Below are 19,716 nucleotides of genomic sequence, written 5' to 3' on the forward strand. Positions count from 1 at the left end.
CTTCGTGGACGCGCCGCGGCGCCGCCACCCCACGAAGGAGCGCCCCACGAAGGAGACAGCATGAAGCTCGGCATCATCATCGGTTCGGTGCGCGATGGGCGAAAGGGCGGCCGGGTCGCCGAATGGCTCGCCCCGATCGCCCGCGACCGCGCGAGCGAAGCAGCCTTCGAGGTCATCGATCTCAAGGAGTTCGACCTGCCCATCCTCACGTCGGCCACGGTGCCGGGCGCCGCCAGGAAGCAGTACGAGGACGAGCGGGTCCAGCGCTGGTCCGCCGCGATCGACGACTGCGACGGCTTCGTCTTCGTCACTCCCGAGTACAACCACGGGGTCCCGGGCGCCTTCAAGAACGCCTTCGATTCGCTCGGCACCGAGTGGAGCGAGAAACCCGTCGCGTTCGTGTCCTACGGCGCGGACAAAGGCATCCGCGCGGTCGAGCAGTGGCGCACGATCATCTCCAACTTCCACATGATCGACGTGCGCACGCAGCTGGCCCTCTCGGTCTTCACGGACTTCGGCGAGGACGGCACGTTCGCTCCCTCCGAGTCCGCCGCGAAGAAGGCCGGTGCCCTGGTCGATGACCTGGTCAAGGCCACTTCGCGAATCATCGCGACCCGCTGAGCCCCGAGCCCCGAGTCCTTCCATGCAGCCGATCCCGCGCTACTGGGCCACCGCCGACGAGGTCGTCACCTTCCCCGGCCGCGGGGAGTTCGCCCTCACGATCCGAGGCTCCTCCGACCTCTCGCAGGAGGACGCCCAGCGCGATGCCCGCGCCAGGCTCCAGCGGCTCGTGGCCGCCGGTGGGCCGGGGGCGCTTCGCGGCGATCTGGAGTACTACCCCGATCGCCGCCTGCCCGAGGAGCTGCTCGAGGAGGTCCGCTCCCCCGACGGCGAGCTGATCGCCGCCATCACCCGCAACCGGTACGGGGCCGCGGTGCTGAACACGGACGCCGTGCTGATCAGCGACGTCGATCTGACGACGGGCTCTGAGATGTCCTCCCGCCGGCGCGGCCGGGGCGGCCTCCTCTCGCGTCTGTTCGGTGGCGGCCGAGATGGGGCCGGCGCCGAGGAGGATCCCGACGCGTACGGCCTCCCGGACCCCGGGGCCCGCGGTGAGGAGCATGCTCGGATCCTGCAGGTGATCGCCGACTTCAGCGTCCGCCATCCCGAACTGGGGATGCGTACCTACCGCACCCGCAACGGCTTCCGCCTGCTGGTCACCGGCAGCGGCGCCGAGCCCGGCAGCGAGCGGGCCCGGCAGCTGATGAGTGAGCTCGGCAGCGACCGGCTGTACGTTCTCCTGTGCCGTGTCCACGACTCGTACCGGGCACGGCTGACGCCGAAGCCGTGGCGGATCACGGTGGACCGCCTGGAGTCGCTGTCGGCCCGGTCACCGCGGGACCAGGAGTATCGGCGCTGGGTCGAGCGCTACGACGCCGCCTCCCGCGACTCGGCCGTGTGCCGGCTGCTGGAGACCGCAGGCCCTGCCCCGACCGCGCGGGAACAGCAGGTGATCGAGCTGCACGACCGGGCGGTGGGGGCGAGCTCCGGGCTGCGGCTGGCCTGAGTCCGCCAGGGTCAGTGCGTGACGGTGGCCTTCTCCGAGCCGGCGCCCGTCATGGAGCGCACCTCCATCTCGGCGTGCTTGAGGTCGTTGCGCTCCGAGGAGGTCACCGACCCGAGCCAGCCGAGGAAGAAGCCCAGCGGCACCGTGATGATCGCCGGGTTGGACAGCGGGAACCACGCGAAGTCCAGTCCGGGGATCATCGCCGTCTCGGATCCGGAGACCACCGGGGAGAACGTGATGAGGAACAGTGCGCTGAACAGGCCGCCGTAGATGCTCCACACCGAACCGCGCGTGTTGAACCGCTTCCAGTACAGGGTGTAGAGGATCGAGGGCAGGTTGGCGCTGGCCGCCACGGCGAAGGCGAGCGAGACCAGGAATGCCACGTTCTGCTCGGCCGCGAGGATGCCGCCGACGATCGAGACGCCGCCGATCACGAGCGCCGTGCGCCGGGCGACGGTGACCTCCTTCTGGGGGTCGGCCTGGCCGCGCTTGATCACGCCGTTGTAGATGTCGTGCGCGAACGAGGCGGAGGCGGTGATCGTCAGGCCCGCCACCACCGCGAGGATGGTCGCGAAGGCCACCGCGGAGATGATGCCCATCAGGGCGGTCCCGCCGACGGCGTAGGCGAGCGCCGGGGCCGCGGAGTTCGAGCCGCCCGGCAGCGCGTCGATCGTGTCCACGCCCACCATGTAGGCGGCCCCGAACCCGAGCACCAGGGTGCACAGGTAGAAGAAGCCGATCAGGGCGATCGCCCAGACCACCGAGCGCCTGGCCTCCTTCGCGGTGGGCACCGTGTAGAAGCGCATCAGCACGTGGGGCAGCCCGGCGGCACCGAACACGAGCGCGATCGCGAGGGAGACGAAGCCCAGCTTGGTGGCGCCGGAGGTGCCGTACTGCAGCATCGGATCGAGGATCGCCTGCCCCTCCGGGTGGTTCTGGACGGCCTGTCCGAGCAGGGCGGAGAGGTTGAAGCCGTTCAGCGCCAGGATCCACACGGTGGTGACGCCGACGGCGGTGATCAGCAGGACGGCCTTGATGATCTGCACCCAGGTGGTGCCCTTCATGCCACCGATCAGCACGTAGGCGATCATCACGACGCCGACGACGGCGATCACCAGCGACTGACCCACGCGGCCCTCGATGCCGATCAGCAGGGACACCAGGGCCCCGGCGCCGGCCATCTGCGCGAGCAGGTAGAAGAACGTGATCGCCAGGGTGGAGGTGGCGGCGGCGGTGCGCACCGGCCGTTTCTGCATCCGGAAGCTCAGCACGTCGGCCATCGTGTACTTGCCGGTGTTGCGCAGCGGCTCCGCCACCAGCAGCAGCGCCACCAACCAGGCGACGAGGAAGCCGACCGAGTACAGCAGACCGTCGTACCCGTAGAGGGCGACGGCCCCGACGATGCCGAGGAACGAGGCGGCCGAGAGGTAGTCACCGGCGATGGCGATGCCGTTCTGGCGACCGGAGAAGGCGCGGCCGCCGTGGTAGAAGTCCCCGGCCGATGTGGTCGTCTTCGAGACCCGCACCACCACGACCAGGGTGATGATGACGAAGGCGAGGAAGATCGAGATGTTCAGGATCGGATTGCCCATGTCGTTCATTCGGTGCCCTCCAGCTCGCCACGGATCCTGCTGGAGATCGGATCCAGCGACTTGTTGGCGTGGCGGATGTACGCCCACGTGATGAGGAAGGTCATCAGGAACTGGCTGAACCCGAAGATCGTGCCGAGGTTCAGGTATCCGACCACCTGGATCGACATGAATCCCGTGGCGTAGGTCGACAGCAGCACGTAGCTCAGGTACCAGACGAGGAAGGCGATCGTCATCGGGATGGCGAAGCCGCGGAAGCTGCGGCGCAGCTGCCCGAACTCCTCGGACTCCTGGACGGCGAGGAACTGCTCGGCAGTGGGGGTGAGGGGCTCGTCGGGATCCGGCACAGGGCCGGGAGTCCCCTGGGGAGAGGAGGTCACAGGCACAACTCCTTCGTTCTGCGGTGATGCCAGGCCGGTGCGAGCAGCACCGGACTCAGGCTGACCGTAGCACCTGTGATGGCCACCACAATAGGAACCTGGGATCTGGTCGGCCCGCGACCGCTACGGAGACGACAGCTTCTCCTGCGCGTCGCGGAGCAGCCCGGGCGCGAGACGGCGGTGTGCCATGGACAGGGGGCTCCACACCACAGGCCCGGCGCGGCCGGTGTAGTCCATCACCGTGGTGAGCGTGACGTGCAGGGCGTGGGTCCGCACCAGGAGATGGCAGGTGAGGAAGGGCGAATGCGCCTCGAGACGGATCGTCTCGTGATTCCGCTCGGCGACGACGAACCCGGCGACTACATCCGGCGACGGCCCCGGTTCCAGCCGCAGACGCAGGAGGCCCCGGAAGATGACTCGCTCCCCGGTATCGGGGATGTCCCCGAACATCGCCCGTGCCCAGGACTCGGCGCTCGCGCGCGGCGGGACGTCCAGCTCGAGAGCGAACTCGTCGGCGTATCCGGGCGCAGCGACCGGCACCGCGGCCAAGGAAGCCCGCGGGACTTCGTGCACTCCGACCGCGGCGGTGACGGCGCCCATACGGCCACCGCATCCCCACGACCGCCGTCAGCGCGCCTCGAATCGGGGTCGCTGCTGAGAATCCGCGGCACGCGTGCCCGTTCCACGGTTCTGTGTCAGCGCAGAGACGTTTCCGGGGACCGGGGCGCCTGAACCCGGCGCGGCACCTCAGCCGCTGAAGCCGCCGGTGCCGGCCATGTCCTTGAACCGCGAGTAGTGGCCTTCGAAGGCGACCGGGATCGTCTTGGTGGCACCGTTACGGTGCTTGGCGAGGATGAGGTCGGCCTCGCCGGCGCGGGCGGACTCCTTCTCGTAGTAGTCCTCACGGTGGATCAGCACGATGAGGTCCGCGTCCTGCTCGATCGAGCCGGATTCGCGCAGATCGCTCATCATCGGGGTCTTGTCCTGGCGCTGCTCGCTGCCACGATTCAGCTGCGAGATCGCGATCACGGGCACCTCGATCTCCTTGGCCAGCAGCTTCAGGGCACGGGAGAACTCCGAGACCTCCTGCTGACGGGACTCGACCTTCTTGCCCGAGCTCATCAGCTGCAGGTAGTCGATGACCACCAGACCCAGGTCGTGCTTCTGCTTGAGCCGGCGGCACTTCGCACGGATCTCCATCAGGGACATGTTCGCGCTGTCGTCCATGAACAGCGGGGCGTCGGCGATGCGGCTCATGGCGCGGGCCATGGCCTGCCAGTCGCGGTCGTCCATCGAGCCGTCGCGCATGCGATTCATCGGAACCTGCGACTCGGCCGAGAGCAGGCGCATCGTGATCTCGGTCTTGTCCATCTCCAGCGAGAAGATCACCGAGGCCTTGCCATTGTGGATGGAGGCGGAGCGCAGCACGTCCATGCCCAGCGTCGTCTTACCCATCGCGGGACGGCCGGCGAAGATGATCATCTGCCCGCCGTGCAGGCCCTGGGTGAGCTCGTCGAACTCCGCGAACCCGGTGGGGATACCGGTGACCTGACCACCGCGGTTCTGGGTGGCCTCGATCGTGTTCAGGGTCTCGTCGATCACCTCGCCCAGCGGCACGAAGTCCTCGCTCTGACCGCGCTCGGTGACCGCGTAGACCTGGGCCTGAGCCTCGTTGATGACCTCGTCGACCTCGCCGCCGTCGGCCGCGTAGCCGAGCTGGACGATGCGGGTGCCGGCCTCCACCAGGCGGCGCAGGGTGCCGCGCTCGACGACGATCTCGGCATAGAAGCCCGCGTTGGCGGCGGTGGGGACCATGTCGATGAGGTCGGCGAGATAGGCGCCGCCGCCCACGCGCTGCAGCTCGCCGCGCTTGGAGAGCTCGTCGGAGACGGTGACCAGGTCGGCGGGCTCGCCGCGGCCGTACAGGTCGATGATCGCCTCGAAGATCATCTCGTGCGCAGGGCGGTAGAAGTCACTGCCGCGGACGGTCTCCACGACGTCGGCGATCGCGTCCTTGGACAGCATCATCCCGCCGAGAACGCCGCGCTCGGCAGCGAGGTCCTGGGGCGGGGTGCGCTCCAGGCCGCGGTCCGGTCCTGCTTCATAAGCCTCAGTGGATGTCACCGAGCCAGTGTAGGAACACCGGCGGACGCCGGGCGACGTGACATCGATCGGGGTGTGGATTCACATGCGGTGTGGAGGAACGGGGCAGGCCGCGTCCGGCCGTCAGCCTGTTGGCCGGCTGGTCCGTCGGGCCCGGCGCCTACGGTGATGCCATGCCTGATGCCATCGCTCCGCTCGCGTCCATCTCGATCGACTGTCCCCGGCCCGACGACCTGGCCCCGTTCTACTGCGCGCTGCTGGGGCTCGAGGAGGCCTTCGCGACCCCGGGCCGCGAGGTCGTCTCCCTGGCGGGGGCGGGCCCGATGCTCACGCTGATGACGGCCGACGAGTTCACGGCCCCGCAGTGGCCGGAGGGTCCGCAGCGGGCACAGATGCACCTGGACCTGGCCGCGGAGGATCTCGAGGCCGCGGTCACCGCCGCCACGGAGATCGGCGCCCGCGAGGCCGATGCGCAGCCGGAGCCCTCGGCCTGGCGGGTGATGCTCGATCCCGTCGGACACCCGTTCTGCCTGAGCGCCGTGCGGCCGGACTGAGGCGACCCGGACTCCGGCCACGGCCCGTGCCGCCACCGGAGAGTCTCGAGATCAGGCCTTCTCGGGGACCCCGACGACGTACGCCGCCTGGCCGACGTGCTGGGCGGCGTCATCGACGATGCTCACCAGCCTCGCGCCACGCGTGACCGGCGGGTCCCAGCTGTCGTCGATGACCTCGCCCAGCGCGTCCTCGTCGAGGGTGTCGAGGTAGGCCAGCAGCGCCTCCGTCACGGCGGAGAGGTATTCCAGCAGCGGGCCGGGCTCCTCGGCGGTCACGGCGCGGGCCTGCTCGGCCGAGTCCCCGTAGCCGACCCGAGACCCTTCCTCCCCGAAGCCGGTGAGCTCTGCGAAGTCCTCGGAGACCCACAGCTCCTGGTGGTCGGCCAGATCCGCGAGCTGCGCATCGATCTCGCGGCCCGCGTGCCAGAGCAGCCAGGCGACGGAGTTCGGGTGTCCGCCCACATGGGCATTGAGCGTCTCGGCGTCGAGCTTGTCGCGCAGAGCCTCGGCGGCGTCGAGGGGGCGGGACGCTGCGTCACGAAGGATGTCGATTCCATTCATGCGCCCGACGCTACGCCGCAGCGCGGACTCGGTCGAGGGCCGGCCGCGAGGCCCGACCTGACGGTCATCTCCGCGCGCTCCGGCCCGCGCATCGCCGACCTCGCGCGGGTCACTCGTGCACGACGCCGCCGGCCTGCTCCGGGTGGCGCTGCAGCCAGCTCTCGATGAACGGGCAGATCACGACCACCGCCAGCGATTCGGATCGCGCCTCCGCCAGGACGGTGCGCACCAGCACCGACGCGACTCCCTCCCCGCGATGCTCGGGATCGGTGACGGTGTGGACGAGCTCGATCCGCCGGCGGGTTCGCTCATACAGGAGGATGCCGACGGTCGCGCCGTTCCGGACCGCCTCGTAGCGGCGGGAGGCAGCGTTGTGCCGTACGCGGATGTGCTCGTCCGGGCCATGCGTGTGCTCGTCGATGTCTACGCTCATCGCCCCGCGCCCCTTCCGGCCGATACCTCCACGGTACGTCAGAGGGCGGGTCGGCAGCAGTGCCGGATCCGCCTGTTGCGCCACCCGCAGCGATGCAGGACCCTTGGGGCCGCCCGCAGCAGAACCCTGCCCGACGCGCCACCCGCAGCAGTGCCGCACCTGCCTGGCCACCCGCAGCAGTCCCCTACCTGGCGCGTGGCACGAACATGTAGCTGAGCGGACCGTGCCCTCCTCTCACAGGGGTCTGGAGCCGCTCAGCAACACCTTTTTGCCAACAGCTCCGCGCCGGCGCTGGCTTGCCAACAGCCCGGCGCCGGCGCTGGTTTGCCAACGGCCCTGCGCTGGCGCCGGGGACGCCGGACCCAGGTGCCGGGCACCGTCGCGGTCAGGCGTCGCCGAGGCGCTCGAGCAGGGCGTCGACGCGGGCGACGTCGTCGGCCATCTCCAGGTGGGCCCAGCCGTCGCGGGCTCGTTTCGCCGCCCGCCGGGCCCGGTCGTGGATGCCGCGATCGGCGAGCATCTCGGCGTGCCGGTCATCGACATAGGCCGCCCAGTACCGGGCACGGGCGTCGTGACCGGCGGGCATCTCGTCGATGACCTGCATCGCCTCGCGACGGCGACGTTCGTACTCGGCCGCATCGGCAGCGCCGGGGGCGTCGGCGGCCCGGGCGGAATCCGCAGCTCCGGGGACGGGCGCGGCACCGGCGGCATCTCCAGTGTCAGCGGCACGGGCGGCCTCCTCGCGGGCCAGGGCGGTGCCGACCGCGATGAAGCGGCCCACCCGGGCGTCGACCCGGTGGTCCCACAGCAGCTCGGGGGGCAGCAGGGGCCGGCCACCCTCGGGGCGGGCACGGCGCTCGATCGCCCCGGCCACCTCGTCGGCCACAGCGGTCCGTCCCAGATCCAGAGCACGCCGCAGCACGAGCGCGTGCGCCTCGAGCTCGGTCCTGATCATCCTCGCGCGCTCGGCACGCGGGGTCGCGAGGTCGTCGGCCAGCCAGCGCGCCTCGGAGGCCACGCGGCGCAGCTCCTGGAGGGCTGCGGCGTGGTCGCCGGTGCGCTCGTGGATGCTCGCGGCCAGCCGGGAGGCCTCCAGCGCGCGGCGGTGATCGCGCTGCTGGTCGGCGATGCGCCGGGCCTGCTCGAGGGGCACCCACGCGGCCTCGTATCGCTCGGCCGCGATGCGCTGGGCCGCGACGGCGAGCAGCGGGCCGGTGCGCAGGGCGTCCCGCTGCAGGGAGCGCTGGAGGGAGGCGAGACGGCCGGCGGTGAAGGAGGCCTGGGCGGTGGCGCCGGCGGCCATCAGGGCCCGCAGCAGGTCGGTGATCAAGCCGATCCGCAAGGGCGGATCCTCGACGTCGTGGAGGGTCTCCAGGGCGTCCAGGGCGTGACGGGCCGCGTGCAGAGGGTGCTCGATGCCCAGGGTGCGGGCCAGCACGGCGTGGGCGGAGGTGGCGATGCGCGCGGGGTCGGGGAGGGGCCCTCCGGCCTCGGCGGCCTCCTGGTCGAGCACCTCGAGCACGTCGAGTGCGTGCGTGGTGGCGCCGGCGGGATCGCCGACGGCTTCGAGGGCCTGGGCCATGCGCAGGCGCAGCTCCTTGTCGGGATCGCCCATGACCTTCTCGCGGACGGCGGGCAGGGCCTTCAGCGCCGCCCGGAGCCGGGTGACCGCGCGCCGCGGATCGGCCGCGCCGCGGGCCTCGTCGGCCCCGGGAAGAGAGGTCTGCTCGAGGCCACGGACCACGGCCAGCAGCTCCGGGGGCGGCTCGGCTCGCTGCCCGCGCCGCCGGCCCCTCGCGGCGGAGCCGGCCCCGTCCACGGCGGCCTTGGTGGCCGCGGCGGAGCGGCTGCGCACCGGGCCGCGCTCCAGCAGCACGGCCACGGTCGCCTGCGCCTGCTCGGCGAAGCCCGAGCGATGCAGCACGGAGACCATGTCCGCCGCGTCGCGATCCACCGCATCCGCATCGCCCATCAGCACGGCGCCGCGGAGGGCAGCGCGCAGCAGCGCCAGCCGGTCCCCGGGCTCCGCCGGCGCGGTGCGGAACTCCTCGGCGAGCGCGCGGGCGTCCCGGTAGCGCTCGGCGTGCACGAGATCACCCACCCGGTGCGCGGCTTCGAGCACGCTGCGCGGGAAGGGCAGGGGCAGTTCCGGGGGTCGCAGGGCGACCCTCAATTCCTCCATGCCGGGCGGACCTGCCTGGTCGCGACGGCCACCCGGTTCCGGGACGGTGGCGGCGCCGGAGATGATCACAGAGGGAACCTACCAATCCTCCGCTGAGAGGTCCCGAGCCCGCCCCGCCGCCCCGCGGACTCGTCGCCGGACCGCCCGGGTATGGCCCACAGGCGGCTCTCCGCCCCAGTAACACGCTGTGACCAGGGGAGATTCGTCTGAGAGTCCTCTCATCGGCGGCTCATCACCGGCTCATCCCCTCCCGATTCACTGCATCCCATCGCCCGCGGCTCTGCGCGGTCCGATCCAGAAGGCAGCATCCCGAGGAGTCCCCATGACGATCCTGAACCAGGCCCCCGCGACAGCCCCCGCCACCACGACCTCCCCGGCCGACGCAGTCCTCTCCGCCGGGCCGGCGCGCAGCACGGACACGGCCGAGACGCCGCGGGCCCGGATCGAGCGCGCCAAGCACGCGTTCTCCACGCGGAGCGTCGGGGCGTTCCTGCGCCGCGCCGCGGACGTCGACCTGATCACCGCGGACCACACCCCGCGCGCAGGCGAGATCGTCCTGGCCCGCGTCACCTCCATCGGCCACCACAAGCGGCTCGAGGGCCCGACCTCCCGCCGCCAGGTCCTGTTCGTGGGCGACGAGATCGTGGTCGCCTACGGCAGCCGCTACGCCGCCGATCAGTTCCTCGCGACGGTCCCGGCCGACCTCGGCCCCGCTCACCTCGCGGCCGCCGGGGGACTCGCCTCGCGCGTGCTCGAGCAGCACGCCGGCGTCGGCTCCCCCACCGAGATCGAGCCCATCGGGGTCCTGCGCGATGAGCACGGTCCCCTCACCCTGTCTCGGGCCGCCGCGCATCGGATCGCGCCCGGGGTGGCCTCCCGTACCGATCGCCCCGCCCATCACGCGCCGGTGATCGCGGTGCTGGGGACGTCCATGAACTCCGGCAAGTCCACCGTGCTCGCCCAGCTCGCCCACGGTCTCGCCGCAGCCGGTCTGCGCGTCGCCGCCGGCAAGGCGACGGGCACAGGCGCCGGCAACGACTACAACCTCTTCCTCGACGCCGGCGCCCATCGGGTCCTGGACTTCACCGACTTCGGCTACGCCTCGACGTTCCAGCTCGGGGCCGACGAGGTGCGGGACCTGTTCCTGTCCATGGCCGACGAGCTCGCCGGTGGCGGTGCGGCGCCGGACGTGGTCCTCCTGGAGATCGCCGACGGGCTCTACCAGGGCGAGACCGCCCGCCTGCTGGGCGATGCGGAGTTCTGCCGGGTGGTGGACGAGGTGGTCTTCTCCGCGGGCGATGCGCTCGGCGCGGTCGGCGGGGTGGCGGCGCTGGCCACGCTCGGCCACGTCCCGAGCTTCGTCTCGGGCGTCCTGACCAGCTCCCCGCTGGCCACGGCCGAGTCCCGCCGGGCGCTCGAGATCCCCGTCGTGCCGACCTTCGACCTGGCCGATGCCGGCATCGCCCGCGGGCTGGTCACCGACCTGCTCAGGAAGCACGGCGCCGATGCTGCGTGAGCGCCGGCGGGCATGGCGTGAGAGCGGGCGGGCATCGCGCGAGCCGGCCGAGCCGGCATGGCGTGAGAGCGGGCGGGCATCGCGTGAGCGGGAGTCGGCCGAGCCGGCATCCCGTCAGCGCAACGGGCGCGAGCGGGAACCCCGTGAGGACGCCGACGGACTGCTGCGGAACCCGCCGCCGCTGCCTCCGCTGCTGCGGGGCGTGCGACGCCGCTGGCTGAGCGTCCTGGTGCTGCTGGGCCTCGGTCAGGCCGGGCTCGCGGCCCTGTCGGCGTGGGCGCTGGTCAAGCTCCAGGAGGCTCCGACGGGAGCCTCCCCGCTGCTGCTGCGGGCGCTGGTCCTGCTGGTCCTCGCCGCCCTCGCGGTCGGCGCGCTGAAGGTGCACGAGCGGGTGGTGGCCGAGAAGCTGGGTCAGGACTACGTCCATCAGCTGCGGCTGCACCTGCTCGGCGACGCCCTCACTCCCGGGCACGCGACTTCCCTCGGCGTGACCGTCGCCCGCACCACCAATGATCTCTCCGGGGTGCGCAACTGGGTCTCCCAGGGCATCGCCCCGCTCACGGTGGCGGTGCCGCTGATCGGCGGCAGCCTCGTCACCCTCGCCGTGCTCCACCCCGCGCTCGCCCTCGCGATGGCCGCTCCGCTGCTGGTGCTCGGCCTGTGCCTGGTGTTCTGGGCGCGCACCGCGCTGGTCAAGACGCGCCGGATGCGGCGCACCCGCGGCCGGCTCGCCTCCCGGATCGCCGACACGGTGACGGCGTCCGACGGGATCCTCGCCTCGGGCGGGACCCGCCGCGAGCTGCGCAACCTCCGGGACGCCTCGGGCCGCCTGGTCGAGATCGCGGTGGATCGCGCCGAGACGGTGGGGACCATCCGCGCCGGAGGGATCGTCGCCTCGACCCTGACCGCGCTGCTGGTGGCCGCCACCGGCGCCTTCCTGGGTCTCGCCCCCGGGGTCACGATGGCGGCCATGGCCGTGGCCGGGATCGCCTCGACCCCCGTTCTCGAGATCGGCCGGATCGTGGAGTACCGCCAGACCTACCGGGCCGCGCGAATGGTGCTCGGGCCCGCCCTGGCCGGCGCGGCGGCCCGCCGTGAACAGGCCTCGGCACGTCGCCGGGCCGGTGCGGAGGCCGCCCCGCCGGTGATGCCACCGAGCGGGCAGGGAGCCGAGCGCCTCGTCCACCTCGAGCTGCCGGGCCTGACGGAGCCCGGTGATGCGCTGCGGGCGTGGACCGGCGATCGGGTGCGGCTGGTCAGTGAGGACCCTGCGGCCCCGCGCGAATTCGTGCGACGGCTGCTCGAGCTCTCCCCCGGCCCGGAGGATGCCGCCCCCGATGCGACGTGGGTGGCCGGTGAGAACCTGCGGGCTCTGCGGTCCAAGCGGGTGCGGATGCTGGTCGGCTACGCAGGTGCCGGCGCCGTCTTCGAGCCGGGCACGGTGGCACGGGCACTGCATTACCGCCGCCCCGACCTGGACGCCGCCCACGACCAGGAGATCCTGGACCTCGTCGGCCTGGACGTCTCCGCACTGCCCGATGGCGCCCGCACCCGTCTGCGACGCGGCGGCGAACCGCTGGGGCGCGGCGACCGCGCCCGGCTCGCCCTGGCCCGTGCCCTGTACGGGACGCCGCCGCTGCTGATCGTCGACGCCCTCGAGGGCGATCTGGATGACGACGGGCGCAGGATGCTGGAGCGGGTGCTGACCGGGTATCCCGGCATGGTCCTGCTGACCGGGTCCGATGACCTCGCCCGTCGGCTCGAGGCACGCGAATACCGGCTGCGCTCGCTCACGGCCGCCGAGCGCGGCAACACCGCCGGCGTCGGGACGGACAGCGAGGACGAGTAGCGCCGAGACCGGTCGAGATCGGTCAGTCCTCCAGGCGGGACCGGTCAGTCGCCCGGACGAGATCAGTCATTCGCCCCAGCGGGACCGGTCAGTCGTCCAGGCGGGCGCGGTCAGTCGTCCTCGTCGTCCTCATCATCGTCGTCCCCCTCATCGTCGTCGCCGTCGTCATCATCATCGTCGTCGGCGTCGGCGCTGCGGGTGGACGTATCGTCCTCGCACTCCCAGCCCCCGTCGTCCCACTCGCAGGTGTCGGAGGGGCGCTGCGTCGTGCCCGTGGAGGCGCCGTCCTCGCTGCTCGATGAGCCGCCGGCACCACTGGACCCGCTGGAGCTGCTGGAACCGCTGGAGCTGCCGGACCCCGAGGAGCTGCCCTGCCCGGAGCCGTCGGACTCGGGGGTTGCGGAGGGTTCCGGGGCCGGCTTCGGCGAAGGAGCCGGCTCGAGGGAGACCCCGTCGCCGGCGGAGGAGGCCTCCGAGCCCGAGGACCCGGCTCCGGCCTCGGCCTCCGGGATCTCCACGGACTCCTCCCCCGCGCTGTCGCCGGCCTGCGAGGACTCGGGCACGTCACCGGGCAGGCCACCGGAGGATCCGCCCCCGTCGGAGGCGGCGGCGTCCTCCTCCACGACGATGCCCGGACGGTCCACCCCCGTCTGCTCCACGGCGGGCAGCGCGGCGAGGCCGACCGCCGCGAGCGCGACAGCCAGGATGATTGCGGCGGTACGGAGAGCCTTCACGTCTTTCATGGTCCCCACCTGCGATGAAACAGGCGTGAACTCGTCATGAGAGGCCTCTCATGTGCTGGCCGCGCCCCAGGCATCACGGGCCGGGGTGCGCGTGGCCGGCTCGTCAGGCGGGGCCTCACGCGCGCGGATCCACGAGTTTGTACCCGGCGCCGCGGACGGTCACGAAGCGACGTGCGCCCAGCTTGCCGCGGAGGTATCCGACGTACACGTCGACCACGTTCGAGGCGCCGTCGTAGTCGTAGCCCCAGACCCTCGACAGCAGCAGGTCGCGGGTGAGCACCTGACGGGGATTCTCGAGGAACACCCGTGCCATCGTGAACTCCCGCGAGGACAGCTCGACCGAGCGCTCCGGACCGGCCGCGCCGCCGGACTCCTCGGCCCGGTCGGCGGGCGCGCCCTCGCCGTCCCCGTCGGCCGGCTCGTCGCGGAACGTGGCGACCCGCGTGCGCAGGTCCAGACGCAGGTCCCCGAGCTCGAGCACATCGCTGCCGGCCGCACCGGCGCCCGCCGCCGCCTCGCGCGCACGCAGCTTCACCCTGGCCAGCAGCTCCTCGAAGCGGAAGGGTTTGGCGATGTAGTCGTTGGCGCCGGCCTCGAGCCCCTGGACCGTGTCCTCGACCCCGGTGCGAGCGGTGACCATGAGGATGGGAAGGTCCACCTCCATCTCCCGCAGCGCCCTGAGCACCTGGAAGCCGTCCATCCGCGGCAGTCCCACATCGAGGATCAGCAGGTCGAAGTCGCCGCTGGAGGCGAGGTCCAGTGCGCTGATGCCGTCCTCGACCACGCTCGAGGCGTACCCGTTGGCCTTGAGCCCGCGCTCGACGAATCGTGCGATCCGTGCTTCGTCCTCGGCGATCAGGATCCTCATCGGCGGCCTGCTCCCTTCGTCTGCGGCGCCTGCGTGCCCGCGCCTGTGCCCGTCGGCCCAGTATCCCCGGGCTCGGCCTCCCCCGGCCCGCCCGGCCCGCTCCCCGCCGGCCGCGCATGCTGCGGGATCACGATGGTGAACGTGGAGCCACGGCCGGGCTGCGAGGACAGGCGAACGTCCCCGCCGTGGCCCTGCGCGATCGCCTGCACGATGGGCAGGCCCAGGCCGGTGCCCGAGCCGCGGTCGTTGTCGACCCGTGCGAACCGCTCGAAGATCCGCTGCTGATCGTGCTCGGCGATGCCGACGCCCTCGTCCTGCATGCTGAGGTGGATCTCCGGGCCGTCCGGTCCCAGCACCCGGTCCACCGCGAACCGCACCCTGCTGCCCTCCTCGCTGTAGCGCGCGGCATTGGCGGCGAGCTGGACGACGGCCTGCGTCAGGCGCTGCTCGTCGGCGTCGGCCGTGACGTCCGCGGCCCGGTCCAGCACCCAGTCGCGGTCGGCGATGTGCTCCATCCGTGCGAGCGCGGAGCGGGCGAAGGCGGCCAGGTCCACGGGCCGGGTGCGCACGTAGTCGGGACGGGTCGAGGCCGCCAGCTCCGAGAGGTCCCCGACGACGCGGCCCATGCGGCCGAGCTCGTCCATGGCGATCTCGTGGGCCTCGCGCACGTCGGCGGGGTCCTCGGCGTCGGCCGTCTCCAGGGTCCCGTGCACGATCGTCAGCGGGGTGCGCAGCTCGTGGCCGACGTCGCTCATGAAGCGCCGCTGCTCGGCGAACCCTGCCTGGATCCGTTCGAGCATCCGGTTGAAGTTGCGGGCCAGAGCGGCGATGTCGTCCTGTCCCTCGGGCACGGGGACCCGGCGGCCGAGGTCGTCGACCGTGATCTCCTCGGTCGCTGCGCGCAGTGTCTCCAGCGGTCTGAGCAGTCGCCCCGTGACGAGGTAGCCGACCCCGCCGGCCACGATCAGCGTCACCACGGACAGCGCCGAGAAGGTGGCCACGGACCGCCACAGCTCCTGCTTCTGGGCGCCGATGTCGTTGGCGACCACGAAGATCCCCTCCGAGTCGTCCCCCGCCACCTGCACGGAGGCCACCAGGGCCTTCACCTCGCGTCCGTCGACGTCCAGACTGGTGGAGACCGTGCGGCCCGGCTCGTGCACCGCCAGGATGTCCTCCAGCACCGTCGGCGACTCGGCGGGCCCTTCTGCCACCAGGTCGAAGTCCTGTGCCTGCGGCTTGTACAGCGGTTCGCCGTCGATCACGGCCAGCACCGATTCGTTGTCCGAGGGCGCCGCGGACTCCGTGGCGGCGTTCAGCACGCTGTCCACGGAGGTGTGGACGTGGGAGCCGTCGTCCTCGGTGGCGTTCGCGATCAGATCCAGCTCGCGCAGCTCCTGCTCCAGCTCGGCCTCCACGCGGTCCTCGAGCACACCGAACTGGGACGCATAGGTGAGCAGGCCGGTGACGGCGAGCCCCACCACCATGAAGGCGAGCACCACGGACAGCACGCGGGTGCGCACCGACCACCCGCCCGTCGCGGCACCGGCGAGCGACTCGCGCAGGCTCTGCAGGGGCATGGTCGCATCGTAGGGGACGGGCTGCGCCGGGGACCGGCAGCGGTCGGCGCAGGCCCGTCAGCCGCGAAGCGGCCGGTGCCGCGTCACGAGCCGGTCAGTCACGCCCGCGACGGCGTCGGATGATCCCGACGATGCCGCCGCGCTCCTTGAGCGAGCGCCGCGTGCCCCGGTGGCCGCTGCCCTCGCTCGGCGCGACGCCCTCCCGTGCGGTGGAGCGCTCCCCCGCGGCGGGGTCCTCTCCAGCGACAGGGTCCTCTCCCGCGGCGGGGTCCTCTCCCGCGGCGGGGTCCTCTCCCGACGCGGGCGCCGGCGCCGGGGACCCGGCGGGGTTGACGGAGCGGCTGCTGCGGGTGCGCCGCTCCTCGCTGCGCCGGGTCTCCTCCTGCTCGGCCGCGGCCCGCTCGCGGGCCTCGCGGTGGCGGGCCTCGCGCAGCTCGGCCAGCCGAGCCTCCTCGCGGAGCCGGCGCCGCTCCCCCGGGCCCTCGGCGATCCGGTAGAGCACCGGGACGATGACCAGCGTCAGTAGGGTCGAGGAGACGAGACCGCCGATCACGACCACGGCCAGCGGCTGCGCGATGAACCCTCCGTTGCCGGTGATGCCCAGCGCCATCGGGATCAGCGCGAAGATCGTCGCCGCCGCGGTCATCAGGATCGGCCGCAGCCTCTTGCCGGCCCCGCGATGCAGTGCCTCCTCCAGGCTCATGCCCTGCCGGCGGTACTGGTTGACCAGGTCGATCAGCACGATCGCGTTGGTGACCACGATGCCCACGAGCATCAGCAGGCCGATCATCGAGGGCAGGCCCAGCGGGACCTGGGTGATGATCAGCAGCCCGAGAGCGCCGGTGGCGGCGAAGGGGATCGAGACCAGCAGGATCAGGGGCTGGACGAGGGACTTGAAGATCCACACCAGCAGCACGTACACCAGCAGGATCGCGGCGAGCATGGCGATGCCGAGCTGGCCGAAGGTCTCGTTGATGTCCTCGGCGGTGCCGCCGACGGTCGCGTCGACGCCGTCGGGCAGGTCGGCGTCCTCGATCGCCGCGTTGGCCGCGTCGGTCGCATCGCCCACGTCCTCACCCTCGGGGGTGACGGAGACCGTGACGGTCTCCAGTCCGTCCTGGGTGGCGATCTGGGGGCGGGACTGCTCCTCCTCGACCGAGGCGATGTCGGTCAGCGGGATCCCCCCGGCCAGCTCGAGGCCGCGGAGCTCGTCCAGGGTGTCCACGCTCTCGCCGCGCTCGACGTAGATGTCCAGCTCGTCGTCGTCCAGGGTGATGGTGCCGATGGCCCCGGGGTACATCTGTGCCGCGACCATGCCGATCACGGTGCCCTCGGTCAGCCCCAGCCGGCCGGCGGCCTCCCGATCGACGGTGACCACCGCGGTGGGCTGATCGGCCTGCAGGTCGCTGGTGACCTCCTCGACGCCCTCGGGAACCGGGTCGAGCTCGGCGAGGATCGCGTCGTTCGCGTCCTGGCGGGCCTCGGAGGTGGGGCCGGTGATCAGGATGTCGATCGAGCTGGAGCCGGTGGGGGAGGCGACGTCGGCCGCTTCGACGGTGCCGGAGTCCGGGAGGTCCTCCAGGGCGGCGACCATGTCCTCCTGGACGGCGGCCTGGTCGGCGTCGGTCTCGGTGGTGATCGAGTAGCTGATCTCGTTCTCGGCGCCGCCGCCCCCGAAACCGGTCGAGCCGCCGCCGATGGTGGTCTGGACCGTCTCGACCCCGTCGACCTCGAGCAGCGCCTCTTCCGCCTCGGAGGCCTTCTCGGAGGACTGCTGCAGGCTGGTCCCCGGGGGCAGGGTCTGGGTGAGGGAGGCGATGTTCTGCCCGGTGTCCCCCAGGAAGTTGACGTTGACCAGCGGGATCAGGAACACGGTGGCGACCAGCACGGCGACGGAGGCGGCGAGCGTGAGCAGCCGGCGCAGCAGCGAGTCGAGGGTGATGTGGAGGATGCGGTCGTACAGGCGGTGCAGCCAGCCGCGCTCCTCGCGGGCCTCGGACTCCTGGCGGATTCGGGCGGCCTCGGCGGCGTCGGCGGGATCGAGGTCCTCGTGGCCCTTCGGGGAGCGCAGGAACCAGTAGGCCAGAACCGGCACGATGGTCAGCGCCACCAGCAGGGAGCTGAGCATGGCGATACCGACGGTCAGCGCGAAGGGCCGGAACAGCTCACCGGCCAGGCCGGAGACGACCGCGATCGGCAGGAACACCACCACCGTCGCCAGGGTGGAGGCGGTGATCGCGCCGGCGACCTCCCCGGTCGCATCGAGGATGGCGCGCATCTTGGCCTTGCCGTAGGCGAGGTGACGGGTGATGTTCTCGATCACCACGATCGAGTCGTCGACCACGCGGCCGATGGAGATGGTCAGCGCCGCCAGGGTCAGCATGTTCAGCGTGTACCCGGTCACCAGCATGCCGATGAAGGCGATCAGCAGCGAGGTGGGGATGGAGATGGCGGTGACGACCGTCGGCCGCACCCGCCGCAGGAACAGCAGGATCACGCCGACGGCGAAGATCAGCCCCAGCAGGCCCTCCTCGGCGAGCGCCACGATCGATTCCTCGATGAACGGCGCCTGATCGAAGACGACGTCGCTCTCGGCGTTGCCGCCCACGTCCGGCAGGGTGTCCGCCAGCACGCCCTCGACGTCCTCGGAGATGTCCACGACGTTGCCGTCTGTGGTGGCGGTGACCATCACGACCAGCGACTCGCGGCCGTTGGTGCGGGAGATCGAGGTGGCCTCCTCGGTGGTGCGATCGACGGTGGCGACCTCCGAGAGGGTGACCGGTTCCTGCGGCTGGGCCTGGGCGTCCTGGCCCGGCAGTGCCTCCTCGCCCGACTGAGGGTCCTCGCCGGCCTGCCCCGGCTCTGCTTCCTGGCCCTCGCCCTGCTGGCCGTCGCCGGCCGGGAGCAGTTCGATGGTCTCGAGACTCTCGATGCTGTCCAGGGACTGGCCCAGGACCACGTCGAGGCTGCGGTTCTCGTCGGTGACGGTGCCGCCGGGCACGGACAGGCCGTGCTCGTCCAGGGCGGTCGCGATGTCGTTCTCGGTGAGCCCGTTGTCGGCCAGGGCCGCCTCGTCCGGGCTGATCCGCACGATCTCCTCGGGCGCGCCGATCACGGCGACCGAGGAGACACCCTGGACCCGCTCGAGCTCCTCCGTCACGGAGGCGTCCAGCCGGGTGGCGAGCTCCGTCGGCTCCAGATCGGAGGAGACGGAGACGACGACGGCCGGCAGGTCGCTGGTGCCGCCGGAGATGACCTGGGGCTCGGCGTCCTCGGGCAGCTGGTCCTCGATGCGGGTCAGGGCCGCGTCGACCTGGTTGGTCGAGCGCGCGACGTCCGTGCCGTAGGTCAGCTCGACCGTGACCATCGAGGTGCCGGCCTGCGAGGTCGATGAGGTCGATTCGACGTTCTCCAGCCCGCTGAGGGCCTGCTCGATAGGGCGGCTGATGCGCTCCTGGACCTGCTCCGAGGAGGAGCCCGGTGCAGGAGTGACCACCTGGATCTGCGGGAGCGCGACGGAGGGGATGAGCTCCTGACGCATCGTCGTCATCGCGAAGGCACCGATGATCGACACGGCGATGCAGACCAGGGCGATGAAGGAGCGGTTGTTCAGGCTCAGACGGGCGAGGCGGTTCATCGTGCTCCTCGAGCGGTGCGATGCGTGCGGCGGCGAAGCGGCACGGCAGGTCCCGCGCCCGGAGGAATCGGCGGCGGGCCCTCCACGCCGAACTGTTCCATACGAATCTGTATCGGTGTATCCGACGTCCGTAGGAGAATCCAGGTCCGTCGGTCGG

16 protein-coding genes are annotated in these 19,716 nt (G+C 71.8%); 5 read left to right on the forward strand and 11 right to left on the reverse strand.

Annotation, left to right across the window (positions count from 1 at the left end):
- Positions 1 to 60 precede the first annotated feature (60 nt).
- A complete protein-coding gene (locus tag ACFQRD_RS12700; protein ID WP_377018760.1) occupies positions 61 to 621 on the forward strand; it encodes an NADPH-dependent FMN reductase in 561 nt (186 codons plus the stop codon).
- 22 nt (positions 622 to 643) lie between these two features.
- Positions 644 to 1,567 (forward strand): hypothetical protein, encoded by a 924-nt coding sequence (locus ACFQRD_RS12705; protein WP_377804447.1) that lies wholly within the window; start codon positions 644 to 646, stop codon positions 1,565 to 1,567.
- Positions 1,568 to 1,578: 11 nt separating this feature from the next.
- Here the strand turns inward: ACFQRD_RS12705 and ACFQRD_RS12710 are convergent, their stop codons facing one another.
- The 4 genes from ACFQRD_RS12710 to dnaB form a co-directional block, all read right to left on the reverse strand.
- On the reverse strand, positions 1,579 to 3,168 hold the full coding sequence (locus tag ACFQRD_RS12710) for a cation acetate symporter (RefSeq protein WP_377792584.1): 1,590 nt from the start codon (positions 3,166 to 3,168) through the stop codon (positions 1,579 to 1,581).
- Positions 3,165 to 3,536 (reverse strand): DUF485 domain-containing protein, encoded by a 372-nt coding sequence (locus tag ACFQRD_RS12715; RefSeq protein ID WP_377018757.1) that lies wholly within the window; start codon positions 3,534 to 3,536, stop codon positions 3,165 to 3,167. Before ACFQRD_RS12715 ends, ACFQRD_RS12710 begins: the two co-directional genes overlap by 4 nt.
- Positions 3,537 to 3,659: 123 nt before the next feature.
- Complete coding sequence (locus ACFQRD_RS12720) at positions 3,660 to 4,136, reverse strand: hypothetical protein (protein WP_377018756.1); 477 nt, start codon at positions 4,134 to 4,136, stop codon at positions 3,660 to 3,662.
- Between the two features lie 147 nt (positions 4,137 to 4,283).
- Positions 4,284 to 5,660 (reverse strand): replicative DNA helicase, encoded by a 1,377-nt coding sequence (gene dnaB, locus ACFQRD_RS12725; RefSeq protein WP_377018755.1) that lies wholly within the window; start codon positions 5,658 to 5,660, stop codon positions 4,284 to 4,286.
- A gap of 152 nt (positions 5,661 to 5,812) precedes the next feature.
- On the opposite strand from dnaB, the gene ACFQRD_RS12730 reads away from it, so the two are divergent.
- Positions 5,813 to 6,193 (forward strand): VOC family protein, encoded by a 381-nt coding sequence (locus tag ACFQRD_RS12730; protein ID WP_377018754.1) that lies wholly within the window; start codon positions 5,813 to 5,815, stop codon positions 6,191 to 6,193.
- Positions 6,194 to 6,244: 51 nt separating this feature from the next.
- On the opposite strand, the gene ACFQRD_RS12735 is transcribed toward ACFQRD_RS12730, so the two are convergent.
- The 3 genes from ACFQRD_RS12735 to ACFQRD_RS12745 all read right to left on the reverse strand — a co-directional run bounded on the left by ACFQRD_RS12735 (position 6,245) and on the right by ACFQRD_RS12745 (position 9,438).
- A complete protein-coding gene (locus ACFQRD_RS12735) occupies positions 6,245 to 6,754 on the reverse strand; it encodes a DinB family protein (protein WP_377018753.1) in 510 nt (169 codons plus the stop codon).
- Positions 6,755 to 6,863: 109 nt separating this feature from the next.
- Complete coding sequence (locus ACFQRD_RS12740; RefSeq protein ID WP_377018752.1) at positions 6,864 to 7,187, reverse strand: GNAT family N-acetyltransferase; 324 nt, start codon at positions 7,185 to 7,187, stop codon at positions 6,864 to 6,866.
- Positions 7,188 to 7,572: 385 nt separating this feature from the next.
- A complete protein-coding gene (locus ACFQRD_RS12745) occupies positions 7,573 to 9,438 on the reverse strand; it encodes a hypothetical protein (RefSeq protein WP_377018751.1) in 1,866 nt (621 codons plus the stop codon).
- 253 nt (positions 9,439 to 9,691) lie between these two features.
- Between ACFQRD_RS12745 and ACFQRD_RS12750 the strand changes: the two genes are divergently transcribed.
- Positions 9,692 to 10,885, forward strand: coding sequence for a DUF1611 domain-containing protein (locus ACFQRD_RS12750; protein WP_377804448.1), 1,194 nt, complete (start codon positions 9,692 to 9,694; stop codon positions 10,883 to 10,885).
- Complete coding sequence (locus ACFQRD_RS12755; RefSeq protein WP_377804449.1) at positions 10,875 to 12,734, forward strand: ABC transporter transmembrane domain-containing protein; 1,860 nt, start codon at positions 10,875 to 10,877, stop codon at positions 12,732 to 12,734. The genes ACFQRD_RS12750 and ACFQRD_RS12755 overlap by 11 nt, the downstream gene beginning before the upstream one ends.
- Before the next feature lie 110 nt (positions 12,735 to 12,844).
- Here the strand turns inward: ACFQRD_RS12755 and ACFQRD_RS12760 are convergent, their stop codons facing one another.
- The 4 genes from ACFQRD_RS12760 to ACFQRD_RS12775 all read right to left on the reverse strand — a co-directional run bounded on the left by ACFQRD_RS12760 (position 12,845) and on the right by ACFQRD_RS12775 (position 19,559).
- Positions 12,845 to 13,468 (reverse strand): hypothetical protein, encoded by a 624-nt coding sequence (locus tag ACFQRD_RS12760; protein WP_377018748.1) that lies wholly within the window; start codon positions 13,466 to 13,468, stop codon positions 12,845 to 12,847.
- Positions 13,469 to 13,592: 124 nt separating this feature from the next.
- Entirely contained in the window at positions 13,593 to 14,345 is a 753-nt protein-coding gene (locus ACFQRD_RS12765; RefSeq protein ID WP_377804451.1) for a response regulator transcription factor, read from the reverse strand.
- On the reverse strand, positions 14,342 to 15,922 hold the full coding sequence (locus ACFQRD_RS12770; protein ID WP_377804453.1) for an ATP-binding protein: 1,581 nt from the start codon (positions 15,920 to 15,922) through the stop codon (positions 14,342 to 14,344). Before ACFQRD_RS12770 ends, ACFQRD_RS12765 begins: the two co-directional genes overlap by 4 nt.
- Positions 15,923 to 16,016: 94 nt before the next feature.
- Complete coding sequence (locus ACFQRD_RS12775; protein WP_377804455.1) at positions 16,017 to 19,559, reverse strand: efflux RND transporter permease subunit; 3,543 nt, start codon at positions 19,557 to 19,559, stop codon at positions 16,017 to 16,019.
- Positions 19,560 to 19,716 lie beyond the last annotated feature (157 nt).

The organism is Brachybacterium sp. GCM10030268 (genome assembly GCF_042666305.1).
Taxonomy (GTDB): domain Bacteria; phylum Actinomycetota; class Actinomycetes; order Actinomycetales; family Dermabacteraceae; genus Brachybacterium.